Annotated in this window: 12 protein-coding genes and 1 tRNA gene; 5 read left to right on the forward strand and 8 right to left on the reverse strand. The window is 41.5% G+C overall.

The annotated features are described in order from the left end of the window. Positions 1-110: 110 nt before the first annotated feature. Together BMW98_RS06690 and pgi are read right to left on the reverse strand one after the other, a co-directional pair. Positions 111-1,097 (reverse strand): type I phosphomannose isomerase catalytic subunit, encoded by a 987-nt coding sequence (locus BMW98_RS06690; protein ID WP_090257736.1) that lies wholly within the window; start codon positions 1,095-1,097, stop codon positions 111-113. Further along, positions 1,094-2,749: a glucose-6-phosphate isomerase gene (pgi, locus tag BMW98_RS06695; RefSeq protein ID WP_090257737.1), complete on the reverse strand. Its 1,656-nt coding sequence runs from the start codon at positions 2,747-2,749 to the stop codon at positions 1,094-1,096. The genes BMW98_RS06690 and pgi overlap by 4 nt, the downstream gene beginning before the upstream one ends. A gap of 70 nt (positions 2,750-2,819) precedes the next feature. Between pgi and BMW98_RS06700 the strand changes: the two genes are divergently transcribed. Further along, positions 2,820-3,164 carry a YraN family protein gene (locus tag BMW98_RS06700; protein ID WP_090257738.1) on the forward strand — a complete coding sequence of 115 codons (345 nt, stop codon included), beginning with the start codon at positions 2,820-2,822 and terminating at the stop codon, positions 3,162-3,164. Here BMW98_RS06700 and BMW98_RS06705 read toward each other — a convergent pair. The 3 genes from BMW98_RS06705 to BMW98_RS06715 form a co-directional block, all read right to left on the reverse strand. Beyond that, complete coding sequence (locus tag BMW98_RS06705; RefSeq protein ID WP_090257739.1) at positions 3,158-3,991, reverse strand: toxin-antitoxin system YwqK family antitoxin; 834 nt, start codon at positions 3,989-3,991, stop codon at positions 3,158-3,160. The genes BMW98_RS06700 and BMW98_RS06705 overlap by 7 nt on opposite strands. A gap of 80 nt (positions 3,992-4,071) precedes the next feature. After that, positions 4,072-4,145, reverse strand: a tRNA-Asn gene (locus BMW98_RS06710). A 95-nt stretch (positions 4,146-4,240) separates the two neighbouring features. Then, positions 4,241-5,488, reverse strand: coding sequence for an NRAMP family divalent metal transporter (locus tag BMW98_RS06715; RefSeq protein ID WP_090257740.1), 1,248 nt, complete (start codon positions 5,486-5,488; stop codon positions 4,241-4,243). Between the two features lie 206 nt (positions 5,489-5,694). Here BMW98_RS06715 and BMW98_RS06720 point away from each other — a divergent pair, with 206 nt between their 5' ends. From BMW98_RS06720 to amaB, 3 genes are all read left to right on the forward strand, one after another. Then, positions 5,695-6,120: an Hsp20/alpha crystallin family protein gene (locus BMW98_RS06720; protein ID WP_090258237.1), complete on the forward strand. Its 426-nt coding sequence runs from the start codon at positions 5,695-5,697 to the stop codon at positions 6,118-6,120. Between the two features lie 250 nt (positions 6,121-6,370). Beyond that, on the forward strand, positions 6,371-7,813 hold the full coding sequence (locus tag BMW98_RS06725) for a trypsin-like peptidase domain-containing protein (protein ID WP_245733504.1): 1,443 nt from the start codon (positions 6,371-6,373) through the stop codon (positions 7,811-7,813). Between the two features lie 120 nt (positions 7,814-7,933). Beyond that, entirely contained in the window at positions 7,934-9,484 is a 1,551-nt protein-coding gene (gene amaB / locus BMW98_RS06730) for an L-piperidine-6-carboxylate dehydrogenase (RefSeq protein WP_090257741.1), read from the forward strand. 95 nt (positions 9,485-9,579) lie between these two features. On the opposite strand, the gene BMW98_RS06735 is transcribed toward amaB, so the two are convergent. The 3 genes from BMW98_RS06735 to BMW98_RS06745 all read right to left on the reverse strand — a co-directional run bounded on the left by BMW98_RS06735 (position 9,580) and on the right by BMW98_RS06745 (position 11,297). Further along, entirely contained in the window at positions 9,580-10,278 is a 699-nt protein-coding gene (locus tag BMW98_RS06735; RefSeq protein WP_090257742.1) for an NRDE family protein, read from the reverse strand. Continuing rightward, positions 10,266-10,778, reverse strand: a complete 513-nt coding sequence (locus BMW98_RS06740) for a hypothetical protein (RefSeq protein ID WP_090257743.1) — start codon at positions 10,776-10,778, stop codon at positions 10,266-10,268. The genes BMW98_RS06735 and BMW98_RS06740 overlap by 13 nt, the downstream gene beginning before the upstream one ends. 69 nt (positions 10,779-10,847) lie before the next feature. Next, on the reverse strand, positions 10,848-11,297 hold the full coding sequence (locus BMW98_RS06745; RefSeq protein WP_090257744.1) for a YHS domain-containing (seleno)protein: 450 nt from the start codon (positions 11,295-11,297) through the stop codon (positions 10,848-10,850). Positions 11,298-11,437: 140 nt separating this feature from the next. Between BMW98_RS06745 and BMW98_RS06750 the strand changes: the two genes are divergently transcribed. Continuing rightward, positions 11,438-13,303: a sigma 54-interacting transcriptional regulator gene (locus BMW98_RS06750; protein ID WP_090257745.1), complete on the forward strand. Its 1,866-nt coding sequence runs from the start codon at positions 11,438-11,440 to the stop codon at positions 13,301-13,303. Positions 13,304-13,531: the final 228 nt, after the last annotated feature.

Here is a 13,531-nt window from a genome sequence, read left to right on the forward strand (position 1 = left end):
GTGATTACGCGCAAGAAACTCTTTCTTGACCACGCTATTATCTTTAGTATTTAAGAACGTGGCCGCGAAGGATTTCATATTCTTCTTTCCAGCCATGAAACAAAAATAGACTAAGGCATAAAAGTTTCCAACATTTTGAAGCCCGAATTTGTACGAAGATGAATTTCTGGTGCTTTTTGCGGTATTAAAACTGCATTTCCCATTGAAATTTTTGTCGTTTGCCCCATGCATTCAATTTGAGCCTCGCCTTGTACACAGGTGTAAATTACGAATGAATCTTTGCGATAATGCTCTCGAATTATGCCTGTGGTGAACTCCAAAAGATTGGTTTGAAAGTACTGGGATTTTACCAGAGGAACGGCTTCGTTCAATGCCTTTTTATATGGTGTCTTATATTCTGAATAATGCTTGTAATCGAGAGCGTCTAATGCTTGTTCGTTATGTAGCTCGCGCTTGTTGCCTTGGTCATCCGTTCTGTCGAAATCGTATATGCGATACGTTACGTCTGAAGATTGTTGGATCTCTGCAAGAAGCAAGCCTTTACCGATGGTGTGTACTCGGCCTGCAGGTAGGTAAAAGCAGTCACCAGCATTAACCTCTTCCTCATTCAAAATCTCGGTTAATCGGCCGCTTTCTAAGTATTCAAGGTATTCTTGCTGGTTGGTGTCTTTGTTAAAACCCGAGATGAGTTTGGCGTCTTCATCGGCCTGAAAGATGTACCACATTTCGGATTTACCCAAGGAGTTGTGTCTTGCTTTCGCGAGTTTGTCATTAGGGTGAACTTGTATGGAAAGGTCTTGTGCTGCATCAATAAACTTGACCAACAGTGGGAATTCGGTGCCGTATTGTTCGAACACTTTTTTTCCAACCAATTCTTCCTTGAATTCCTCAATTAACTCTGGCAATGTCCAGCCTTTCAGAGGGCCTTCAGATATCTTTGAAAGGTTGCCAGGGACACCTGATATTTCCCATGTTTCGCCACAGTTCGGAAGCGGAGAAAAATCTTTTCCCAAAATGGTGTTTATCTTTTGTCCTCCCCAAATTTTGTCTTTGAAGATTGTATCGAACTTAAGCGGGTATAAAAATTTCTTTGTCATCCTTTTCTCATGGTTTTATAGGTGTTGATCAGGCCGTTTGTCGAGCTGTCGTGAGTGGCTACGTTTTCCTCTCCAGAAAGCTCTGGAAGGATTTTCTTCGCCAGTACTTTTCCTAGTTCAACGCCCCATTGGTCAAAACTATAAATGTTCCAGATAATTCCCTGAACAAAGATCTTGTGTTCATACATGGCAACTAGGCTGCCGAGTACTTTTGGTGTTAATTTTTTAAACAGAATGCTGTTTGTTGGTTTGTTGCCTTCAAACACTTTGAATGCTGCTAGTGCCTCAATTTCAGCTTCTGATTTACCTTGTGCAATTAGCTCTGCTTCAACTTCGGCTCTACTTTTTCCATTTAATAAGGCTTCTGTCTGAGCAAAAAAGTTGGAAAGAAGCTTTTCATGGTGATCGCCAATATTGTTTTGGCTTATAGCTGGTGCTAGAAAATCGCAAGGGATGAGTTTAGTGCCTTGGTGAATTAGTTGGTAGAAGGCGTGCTGACCGTTGGTGCCTGGTTCGCCCCATACTATTGGGCCGGTTTGGTAATTAACGGCTTCTCCATTTCTGCCAACGTACTTGCCGTTGCTTTCCATGTTGCCCTGCTGAAAGTATGCTGCAAACCTATGGAGGTATTGGTCGTAGGGTAGAATTGCTTCCGATTCGCTACCAAAGAAGTTACCATACCAAAGTCCTATTACTGCTAAAATTACCGGTATATTTTCTTCAAAAGCGGCTGTTCTAAAGTGCTCATCCATTTCGAAAGCACCAGTTAACAACTCGTCAAAATTATCGAAACCAATGGTACAAGCGATGCTTAGCCCTATTGAGGACCACAAGCTGTAACGGCCGCCTACCCAGTCCCAGAACTCGAACATGTTGTTGGTGTCTATGCCAAAATCGGCAACCGATTTTGCATTGGTTGAAAGGGCTACGAAATGCTTGGCTACATCGGCTTCTGTTGCTCCTTGTGACAAGAACCAGTCTTTAGCAGAGTGTGCGTTGGTCATGGTTTCTTGCGTGGTAAACGTCTTCGAGGCTATCATGAATAGTGTTTCCTCAGCATCTACTTTCTTTAGTGTCTCTGCTAAATGGGTGCCATCTACATTTGAGACAAAATAAGGTGTAATGCCGAAAGTGGCATATGGCTTAAGTGCTTCGGTAACCATAACTGGGCCCAGATCGGAGCCTCCAATACCTATATTTACAATGTTTTTGATGGGCTTGCCTGTGTAGCCGAGCCACTTGCCTGCGGTAATTTGATCCGCAAAAGTTTTGATTTTGACTAAAGCAGCATTTACTAATGGCATCACATCTTCGCCATCGGCAAGTACTGCTCTGTTCGACTTATTGCGGAGTGCTGTATGTAGCACGGCACGGTCTTCGGTAGCATTGATCTTTTCTCCGTTAAACATCGCCTCGATAGCTTGCTTTACGCCACATTCGTCAGCCAAGTTCATGAGCAGCGTAAGTGTGTCGCTTGTTATGATGTTTTTAGAGTAGTCTACTAAAATGTCGTTGAAAGTTGTAGAAAGCTTCTCGAATCGCTTTGTGTCTTCAGCAAACAGCGAGCGCATATGTTTGTCGCTAATTTTTTGGTAGTGCTCTTTGAGTGCTTTCCAGCTTTTAGTTTCGGTAGGGTTAGTAGATTTTAGCATATCGATATTTTAGGTCGTTCGAAGTTAGTTTATTTTAATCCCTAAATTAAAGCTTCAAGAGTTTCATTGCGTGCAATCGTTTGGCAAAAGAGGTGAAGAATTTGCGAAAAGCTTTCTATCGAAAGCAGGGTACAAGCTTTTGGTCGAAAACTATCGTGCGGGTAGGTCTGAAATAGACTTGATATGTGAAAAAGATGGGCTTTTGGTTTTTGTAGAGGTAAAAACGCGGAGTTCTACTGCGTACGGGCTGCCTGAAGACTTTGTGTCTAAAAATCAACAGCAATCAATTATTAGAGGAGCCGAGCGGTACATGGAGGAAGTAAGCTGGAAGGGCGATTTACGCTTTGATATTTTGGCCTTGGTTTTTGACAAGGGCCGATTTGAAGTTGAGCACTTAAAGGATGCCTTTTATTGACTTAGTCTTGGGCTTGTGTAGGTCGGTTGTGCGTATTGGTCCCATTCTCTTCTTACAAAGGCCTTAAAATTCTTCATGTAAAATTCGGGTCTATACTGAATGGTTTTCTTTAGTGTAATGGTGCCTGGTGAGTTGTAGTATTCTTCCCAAACACCAACTTTTCTATCAAATACATACTGACCTTTTACTGCCATTTTTCCATTTTCATAAAACCGATAATAGGTACCTTCTTTTTTACCGTACTGAATTGGAATTACCTCTTTGATTCGTTCTTTGGTGGCTTCGTCATAGTAGGTAATTTCCGAATCTCTGAACCAGCCCATATGGAAGTGCTGTTTGGCAGAGAGGGTAGAGTCTGTTTTTTGGTGAAGCCAACGTTCGTGTTTCATGCCGTAAATGAACATGCCTTTATCAACTACAATGTCGTTAATTGTGCGTTCGTAAGGGCCGTGCAGTACGTTTTCTAAAATCTGCCCTTTTCCTGCAACTATTATTACGCGCCTGGCTTTCGGGTCGTAGTAATAAATTTGTTGTACATAGTTGTCAACTTGTACAGGTTCGCGAAGTAGATTGAAAAGTTCAAAAGAAGTGCCTGCTGAGTTGTCATGGCGGGTGAATGATTTCTTTACTTTTTCGCCATAGTAGAAATTCTTTTTCTGCTTAAGCTCAACATCGGCAAGGGTGTCGGTTTCTTCTTTTTCGTAGGTGATGTCTGGTTTCTCAGGGTCTATTTCATCGGCTTTTCTTGCAGACTCGAAAATCTGAGATGTGCCACCGCAGGCAACTATTGCGAAAACGAAAAGAAGTGGAATAAACCGCTTGAACATATCGCGAAGATAACGAAAGAAATGGTGAGGTATTTTAAAAAGAAAAGGTCAACAATTTTGTTGACCTTTCTGGTTTATTGCTCCTCCTCTTGGACTCGAACCAAGGACCCTCTGATTAACAGTCAGATGCTCTAACCAACTGAGCTAAGGAGGAATTTTTATGTTTTTAATTCGCTCTTCTTGCGAATGGGAGTGCAATATTAGCAGTTGATAATTGATATTACAAAACCTTTTAATAATTTTTTTTATCTACATAAGAAAATAGACGATGAGGTAGATTATTGCGAATGCTGTAAGGAAAATTAACCCACTGATTGCTAGTGTTTTTAGCCAAGGTTTTGGTCTGAATTCGCTCGCAATTTGTTTCGACATAATTACCTTATAATTAATCCATGCAATTAGTGGAGCAACTACGAATGAGAAAGTAGTGGCTAGGTCGACTAAGTCTTTTAGGTTCGAAGATAAATAAGCGATAAACAAGAATGCCATTGCAGAAACCAAAACCATAGTGCCATAGTACATGGTTTTAGCGTTCTTATGTCGGAAGAATAGAATTCTTAAAGTTTCTCCCATTGACCTTCCGTATCCGTCAACTACGGTTATTGTAGTGCTGAACATGGTGCTAAAAGCTGCTATTGCAATAACTGGGTAGGCCCAACTTCCTAGCGCGTTGGTGTATAGGCTCACTACTTGATCTGAAAAGACAGTACTATTGCTAGAAAGCTCTTCTCCTGAGCCATACATTACATACGCGCCTAATGTGAGAAAGCATAGGGCAAGCACAGCAGTTATGATGTAGCCAAAATTAAAATCGAAGAGAATGTTTTTCAGATTCGACTGGCCGCCATTGTCTTTCATTTTTTCTACGGCCCATATGCTGTTCCATGTAGAGAGGTCTACTGCTGTTGGCATCCAGCCCATTAAGGCGATTAAAAAGATAATGCCGTTTCTTTCGAAGAGCTCTTGTGGAATAAAGCCTTCAATAGGAGTGATTCGGCCTTTGCCTAATACTCCGAAAAAGGCGACAAGCGTACTTATTAATAGTACCGAACCAATGATTTTAAGCAGTGTGTCGAGCAGGTGATATTTGCCTAGCATAAGTACTGCCGTACAAAACAATAGAATAAGCCCCGACATATAGGTTGGGTTAAAATCGATGCCGAGTAAGTTGTTGAGCATGCCGGCTGTTACAAAAGTTACGGCTGCTGTAACGGTAAACATAGATACAAGGCTGATAATAAAGTAAAGCCAGAGCACCCATTTGCCTTCTTTTAAATAGCCTTCCAAAAGGTTTTTTCCTGTAGCTGCTGCGTATCTGCTTCCAAATTCAAAAAACGGATACTTAAAAAGGTTGGCGAGTACAATGAATATTACCAGTTCAAACCCGTAGTCGGCACCGGCTCGGGTAGATTGAACTAAGTGGGAAACGCCAATACAGGTGCTGGCAAAAAGTATCCCTGGCCCAAAGGCCTTTAAAAGTTGCTTTCGTTGGTTCATGGTATTCGGTCGAAAGTCCTAAAATATGCAAACGTTTGTTGGCTTCATATCGAAAAAATGACGAACAATACTGACAATGTGGCTTAAAAATCTGATGACTCTAAAAATATCAAGTCATAATGTCTTGTTTTTGTTTGAAAATTGAAGTGGTACGGTTTTCACTAATACATGGGCAAATGAATTTGAAATTTAAAAACTCAGAAGATATGAACTTAGTAAAACAAAACTCAGACTGGATGTTTCCTACAAGAATGGATAGCATTTTCGATCGCTTATTTAATGACTCCGTGGCTCAAAAGAGCACTACTTTTAACCCAAGGGTAGATATAGCAGAAACAGATAAGGCATTTGAAATTGACTTGGCTGTTCCTGGTTTCGACAAAAAGGATTTCGAGGTTGACTTGAAAGATGGTTTGTTGATCATTAAGGGCGAGAGGAAATTTGAGAAGAAAGAGGATGGAAAGAATTTCTACTCAATTCAAACGGAATACGGTGCTTTCGCTAAGTCTTTCCAGTTGCCAGAAAATATTAAAGAAGACCAAATTGAGGCAAGCTACACCAATGGTATTTTAAGGTTGGTGGTGCCAAAAGATGAGTCTAAAAAATTGACCTCTAAGATTAGTGTGAAGTAGGTTAGAGTAGATTGAAGTGAAGTAGAATAAGTGTTGTTTTGGTTGATAAGAGGAGTTTCCTTCGGGAGCTCCTTTTTTTGTGTCTGGTGGTCTGTTAGTTGTTGATTTTAAGTGTGTTGTGTCTGATGGTTGAAAACTGTTATTTACTGAATCTTTTGTTAATTCTGGTTAACAATCCCATAGCTTTTGTTTAAATTAAAACTCACACGCTATTTGAGGCGTTACATTTGAGCAGTTAAAGGAGATTTCTATGATTAGTAAACGACAGTTTTTTGCGGGAGTGCTGGTCTCGTCATTGCTTGGCGGCCTTATTGTGCTGTTAGGAGTTGGGTTGTTTACGGGGTCCTCGGCTAATGAAAACGGGCTTGAAAGGAGGTCAACTAGTATGACTACTAGTTTTGGTGATATAGATGATGCCCCTAAAAATTACATCGTTCCGGAAGGAATCAATTTTGTAAAAGCATCGCGGGCTATTGTTCCTGCTGTGGTGCATATTACTAATCGCTCTGAGGTGAGAGGTCGTTCTCGCTCATGGTCTCGCTTGTTTGGTGATCGCAGAATGCGGCAGTCTACTGGTTCCGGAGTGCTTATTTCTTCTGATGGATATATCGCTACCAACTATCATGTTGTGGAGGACGCAGATGAGTTAGAAGTACGACTTGACGATAACAGGAGGGTTGATGCTGAATTAGTTGGGGTGGACCCTGATACTGATTTGGCACTTATTAAAATTGATGCCGGAAGCCTTCCTTTTGTTGAATTCGGTGATTCAGATCAAGTGGAAATAGGTGAGTGGGTATTGGCAGTGGGTAATCCTTTCGATTTAAATAATACAGTAACGGCTGGAATTGTTAGCGCCAAAGCGAGAAACATCAACCTGATTGCGGGTAGACAAAACCAATATGGAATAGAGTCTTTCATCCAAACCGATGCTGTAGTAAACCGTGGCAATAGCGGTGGTGCTTTGGTGAATTTGGAGGGCGAATTGATTGGTATAAATACTGCGATTGCAACCAATACGGGTACGTTTAACGGTTATTCGTTTGCGGTGCCTTCTATTTTGGTTAAAAAAGTGATGGACGACTTGTTGGAGTTTGGAGAGGTGCAGCGGGGTTTGCTTGGTGTGCAGATTAGAGATGCAGATGGCAGGTTTACGGACGAGTTGTCTGGGGTTCATATTAGTTCTGTAAGCCCTGGTGGGGCAGCGGAAAAAGCAGGACTTAAAGTAGATGATGTGATTGTTGGGATTGACGACAGAGAGGTGAGGACTACTAGTGAACTTCAAGAATTTGTGGCGAGAAAACGGCCTGGTGATAAGATTAGTGTAAAGTTCAAGCGTGATGGTAGAAATAAGGATGTTTCGCTAGAACTAATGAAGAAAGAGGGTTTTGTGGTAAGTGCACCAGAAGAGGTTCATTTGACCTATGAAATTGAAGGTTCGGTATTTACTGATATCTCTAGTGAAACGAAAAGCATTCTTAGAATAGATGGTGGTGTGCAGATATCCAAGTTAGATGAAGGCGCATGGAAGGATGCTGGTATTAAGGAGGGTTTTGTGATCACCAAGGTTGGTGATGAAGACATTGAAGATTTAGAAGAGTTTCAGCAGTTGCTCGACACCAAAAAGAGAGACTTCTATGTAATGGGGAAATACCCGAATGGAGATAAAGAATATTATAAAATAGATTGGTAAACACCTTTTGAACTATTGTGAGAAGCCTGCGTGAGCAGGCTTTTTTATTGGTTCTTTCTTTTTTGCAGACCTCTGAAAATTCCCGTAACTATGAGGCTCATTTCAACAAGGACTTAATTTATGGACATTCAAAAAGACTTTGGTATAAAAGAAGCATTAGAAAGGCTTGGGGTAAAGGCCCAGAATAACGGAACCTCTACAGGCTCTAATTCTGAGGGAAATGGAGCGCTGATTGAATCTTATTCACCAGTAGATGGTGAGTTGATTGGGGCGGTAACCACTACTACTCCCGAAGAATATGAGCGTGTTATAGAAACTGCTCAAGCTGCTTTCAAAACATGGAGAGATGTGCCGGCTCCGGTACGTGGCGAAATGGTGCGCCAATTCGGAAACTTGCTTCGCGAAAGAAAAGAAGACTTAGGTAAGTTGGTTTCTTACGAAATGGGTAAGTCTTATCAGGAAGGGCTTGGTGAAGTTCAGGAGATGATTGATATCTGCGACTTTGCAGTGGGGCTATCTCGCCAATTGCACGGGCTTACTATTAAGTCGGAAAGACCTGGTCATCATATGCAAGAGCAGTGGCATCCACTGGGTGTGGTAGGAATCATTTCTGCCTTCAATTTCCCTGTGGCTGTGTGGTCATGGAATACCGCATTAGCATGGGCTTGTGGCGATGTTTGCGTATGGAAGGCATCTGAAAAAACACCTCTGACTTCAATTGCCTGTCAAAATTTGATTGCACAGGTTTTGAAGGATAACAATCTCCCTGAAGGAATTTCCTGTATTGTTAATGGAGATTATAAGGTAGGCGAAATGATGACAAAGGACGAAAGAGTGCCTTTGGTATCGGCAACAGGCTCAATCAGAATGGGTAAAATCGTTGGGCAGGCAGTGGCTGCTCGCCTTGGTAAGTCTATTCTTGAGTTGGGTGGAAACAACGCTATTATTGTTACGCCTGATGCAGATCTTAAAATGACTGTAATTGGCGCTGTGTTTGGTGCTGTAGGTACTGCAGGTCAGCGTTGTACTTCTACACGAAGACTAATTATACACGAAGATATTTACGATGAGGTGAAGAAGGTAGTGGCGGATGCTTACACGCAGCTTCGCATTGGTAATCCTTTGGATGAGAAAAACCACGTTGGTCCGGTAATCGATAAGGATTCAGTTCAGAATTATCTAAATGCCATAAAAAAGGCCGAGTCTGAAGGTGGTAAGATCTTGGTTGAAGGTGGTGTGCTCGAAGGTGCGGGTTATGAAAGCGGTTGCTATGTTAAGCCGTGCATTATCGAGGCAGAGAACGAGTTCGAAATTGTTCAAGAAGAGACTTTCGCGCCAATTCTTTACTTGATTAAATATAGTGGCGATGTTCACAATGCACTCGCTAAGCAAAATGGCGTTAAGCAGGGGCTTTCTTCGGCTATTATGACCAATAATATGCGTGAGGCGCACTTGTTCCTTTCGGCTATTGGTTCCGATTGTGGTATTGCCAATGTAAATATTGGTACTTCTGGTGCTGAAATTGGTGGTGCTTTCGGTGGGGAAAAAGAGACTGGCGGTGGTCGGGAGTCTGGCTCTGATGCTTGGAAGGCGTACATGAGAAGACAAACCAATACAATTAACTACACTACCGATATTCCGCTTGCGCAGGGTATCAAGTTCGATATTTAAATAACGAAAGGCACTTCATTAACCTGAAGGTTTTTCAGTTTAACCGAAAGAATCCATTGTTTGAAAAAGGGTGGTTCTTTCGGTTTTTTTATGCTTTAATGCCGTTTTTTGGCTAAAAGGTCTTCGTGATAAAGCGGTGAAAATTCTCCACTCTTTTTCTGTACAGATGTAACGCTAATGGTCTGTACTTTGCCCTCTCGGTTCATGACAAAGTCATTCCAGGCATCGCCTTTTCCTCCCGATTTGTGAAAGGAAATAATTTCCTGCTGAGAAAATGTTTTGTGGTCTAGGAGCCATTTTTCAAACCAATTTCTTCTTTCTTGGCGTACCGGCTCTGGATATAGTGTTGATGAGGACCAGATGTATGGCGTATTTGAATTTAGCTTTCTTACATGCAAAGCTTTTTCATCCCAAACGAGTTCTTCAAGCGCTACTCCCGCTAGCGCATCAATCGCTACTAATGTAAAAGGCTCTATCCCTTCAAATTCAAACTGATTTTTAAAATCGGATAGGTCATAGTACTCAAAAAACTGAAGCACCATTTGTCCTCTGCTTAGGCGATATGGCGGTTCGTGTTTGTGTTTTTCAAACCCACCATTCAATAGGCAAAGGGTAAAGCGTTGGTTGTCTGTTGCGAACCAGGTTCCGCCAGCTAAAGGATCTTTTGGGAAACAAACTTCAATGCTACCAATTCTTTTTTGCTGGGGCAAAAACGCCTGTCTTTCGGGTGATTCGTCTCTGTTGGAAGTAAGGATAAAGCCTTCTGTTAAAGGCAGGAAGGTTACTGTGCACATTGTTCCTTGCGGTACTTTATGGTAGAATAGGCTATGCCGAAATGCTCGGGTAGTTGTACTTCTGGTAGGGTGTGAGTAATGGCAATTTTAATAATGGCCATATGGTGGATGGCATGCTCTATATTGTATTGTAGTTCCCTGAAAAAACTCGTTTTAATTACTGTTGGTTTATTTTCTTGGGTAGAATAGTTGGCTAAGAGTGTTAGGGGTTTGTCCTCTTTTTGTTGTTCAAACTCAAGTTTCAGGGTGTTTAATTTCTCTATGGCCATTAAACGGTTTTCTTCAATAACCTTGTCGTGGCTCCGCTGATCGTAATTCACTTCGCTGCTGGCAAGGCCTACAATCATCAGGTCGTAAAACTCAATAATGTGCCGAATGTGCTTGCCGATTGTATTGCCAGAAAGTATGGCTAGTGGTTTTCTAAAAGCTTCGTCATCAAGTGATTTTGAAGCTAATATCAATTGGTTCAGTATGTCAATGGATGTATGCTTTAGTTGCATAGTTTAGTGATTAGTAAAAAATGAACCTTAATGGCTTCATTTAAAAATACGGTGTAAGGTTAAAAGTATTTATTGATTAATGATTTTTTTCCACGCTTTGTCTGCTTTTGGCAATAATGACGCCTCTTCATCATTCCATAATTTAAGTGTATTTGTTCCTCCAAAATTGTAGAAGAGGTATAGCTTTCCGTCTAGCACTTTGAAGGTTTTAGGATCGATTTTCACTTTGTCTCCATCAGCCATGGCGTAGGCGCAATAGCCTCCGTAAGTTGGTTCGTATTGTGCCGGATTGGCTTCAAAAGCTTGTTTGTGTGCGCTGGAGGCAAATAAATAGGTAGCTCCGTTATATTTGTATTGAATGCTTTCCAGTCCTTTCTTAGCTTCGCCTTTCTCGAAATAACTCACTGGGTCGTAACCTTGTATGGCAATCCCTCTTTTTAGATTGTAATGCTTGGTTGGTATTTGGCCAAAGGCAGTAAGGCCAAGCAGTAAGCCTAAAAGTGAGATAGTGAGTTTCATAAGTTGCGTTTGGCAAAATATACGCAAGCAACAGTAAAGCGGTTCACTTGTAGGTACTGCGAATATCGCTTGGGCGACATTCCCTCGTTTAGAAAAGTGATTTATCCTACTTATTCCTAAATAATTACGATATTTCGTGAATGAAAGCAGAGTTAGGACATAAGTTTCAAGGCCTTGCGGAGTTTACTGTTTCACGGGCGCTTGCATCTGTTTTTTGGATGGATGAAGAAGGGAAGATCTACTATGCCAATGAAACAGCTAAGTCTGTTTATGGCTATTCTGAAGAGGAGTTCAAGCAGCTTTCTATTTTTCAGATCAACCGTGAGTTTACTGATCAGCGATTTAGAATGCTTTGGGCAGAATCTAAAAAGAAAGGGAAGCTGCACTTAGAATCTGCTCATTGGCGAAAGGATGGTACTAGGTTTCCTGTAGAGATTTTTGTGAACCATTTACAGTTTGAAGGGCAGGCTTACAATGTGAGTTTTGTGCTTGATATTACGCATAGAAAGCGCAAAGAGCAGCTTTTGACTTCGGTTTCTCGTGCTACTTCCTCTACTATGGGGGTAGATTTTTTTAAGTCTTTGGTTGAAAACATAACACAGGCATTGGGGGTGCACATGTGTTTGATTACACAGCTCGACCCTAGTGAAAAAGATATGTTAAAGACTTTGGCTTACTATAGGGATGGCGATTTTGTAGAGAATACATCTTACCATTTGGATGGTACGCCATGTAAGCAGGTTATTCATGAAAAGCGCCCGCTGCATCAGTTGATTGGGGTTTCGTCAGACTACCCTAAAGAGGTAGGGATTGAGGGGTATTTTGGTGTGCCGATACTATCACGACAGGGTGATTGCCTCGGTTTAATTGGTCTTTTTGACAATAAACCACTAGATCTTCTCGATGAGGAAATGGAGATTATAAGAATGTTTTCGGATAGGGCTGCGGTGGAGCTAGAGCGAAATATGGCCAATGAAAAACTTCTAGATGCCATGTGGCAGGTAGAAGATTTGAAGAACAAGCTTGAGGCGGAAAACACTTACTTGCAGCAGGAGATTCAGGGTGAACATAATTTTCATGAAATCATCACGCAGAGTATTCCTTTTAAGGCGCTTTTAGCAAACCTTGAGCAGGTGGCAGTTACCGATGCTACGGTGCTTATTACCGGTGAATCTGGTACTGGGAAGGAATTGTTGGCACGTGCAATTCACGACATAAGCCCAAGAAGTAATAGGCCTTTGGTAAAGGTGAATTGTGCTGTTCTGCCGGCAAATCTTATAGAGAGTGAATTGTTTGGTCACGAAAAAGGAGCCTTTACCGGGGCTATTAGCAGAAAGATTGGTCGATTTGAATTGGCTGATCAAGGGACACTTTTTCTGGATGAAATTGGCGAGTTGCCGTTAGAACTACAGTCTAAACTGTTGCGTGCATTGCAAGAAGGGGAGTTTGAACGACTAGGGAGTACGCAAACCAAAGCGGTAAATGTGCGTGTGATTGCTGCCACCAACAGGCAGCTGGAAAAAGAGGTGGCCGATGGGGCTTTCCGTGCCGATTTATATTATAGACTTAATGTTTTCCCTGTGCATAGTTTGCCGTTGAGAGAACGTAAGGAGGATATTGGGCTTTTGGTAAAGCATTTTGTGCAAAAGTTCGGGGCTAATTTGGGTAAGAAAATTACCAACATTCCAAAGCGGGCTATGAACGCGTTGCTGGCTTACGATTGGCCAGGAAACATTCGTGAGTTGGAGAATGTGATAGAGCGGGCTGTAATTCTTTCGCCAGAGAGTAAGCTAGAGTTGGGAGATTGGATTCCAAAGAAAAATGTTGTGGCAAGTGTTTCAGATTTTGTGACTTTGGCAGAGTTTGAAAAACGCTACATAATGGATGTATTGCAGCGGACTGCTTGGCGGGTTAGTGGAGAAAAAGGTGCAGCCAAAATACTTGGAATGAAGCCGACAACACTTGAGTCGAGGATGAAAAAACTGGGGATAAAAAGAGGTTTGTAACGATGGAATTCTTTTTCATGATATTTCGTGATTCATGATTTTCGCCCCTGAAATGTGGTGAATTTTAATCCTTGGCGTCAAGTTCAAGCAGTTTTTTGTGTTCATTCCTGATAAATCGAGTAATTCATGAAATATCGTGATAATGTTTTATGTTTAGTAAGTAAATATTTCTGTAATTGCCTGATCTTCAGTTTTTTAAAATTGATTTTCACGATTGGCACATCAATT

The sequence above is a fragment of the Roseivirga pacifica genome (genome assembly GCF_900111145.1).
Lineage (GTDB): Bacteria > Bacteroidota > Bacteroidia > Cytophagales > Cyclobacteriaceae > Roseivirga > Roseivirga pacifica.

Coding starts and splice junctions, on each gene's coding strand:
- BMW98_RS06690 (WP_090257736.1), bottom strand. CDS start 1,097: ATGACAAAGAAATTTTTATACCCGCTTAAGTTCGATACAATCTTCAAA.
- pgi (WP_090257737.1), bottom strand. CDS start 2,749: ATGCTAAAATCTACTAACCCTACCGAAACTAAAAGCTGGAAAGCACTC.
- BMW98_RS06705 (WP_090257739.1), bottom strand. CDS start 3,991: ATGTTCAAGCGGTTTATTCCACTTCTTTTCGTTTTCGCAATAGTTGCC.
- BMW98_RS06715 (WP_090257740.1), bottom strand. CDS start 5,488: ATGAACCAACGAAAGCAACTTTTAAAGGCCTTTGGGCCAGGGATACTT.
- BMW98_RS06720 (WP_090258237.1), top strand. CDS start 5,695: ATGAACTTAGTAAAACAAAACTCAGACTGGATGTTTCCTACAAGAATG.
- BMW98_RS06725 (WP_245733504.1), top strand. CDS start 6,371: ATGATTAGTAAACGACAGTTTTTTGCGGGAGTGCTGGTCTCGTCATTG.
- amaB (WP_090257741.1), top strand. CDS start 7,934: ATGGACATTCAAAAAGACTTTGGTATAAAAGAAGCATTAGAAAGGCTT.
- BMW98_RS06735 (WP_090257742.1), bottom strand. CDS start 10,278: ATGTGCACAGTAACCTTCCTGCCTTTAACAGAAGGCTTTATCCTTACT.
- BMW98_RS06740 (WP_090257743.1), bottom strand. CDS start 10,778: ATGCAACTAAAGCATACATCCATTGACATACTGAACCAATTGATATTA.
- BMW98_RS06745 (WP_090257744.1), bottom strand. CDS start 11,297: ATGAAACTCACTATCTCACTTTTAGGCTTACTGCTTGGCCTTACTGCC.
- BMW98_RS06750 (WP_090257745.1), top strand. CDS start 11,438: ATGAAAGCAGAGTTAGGACATAAGTTTCAAGGCCTTGCGGAGTTTACT.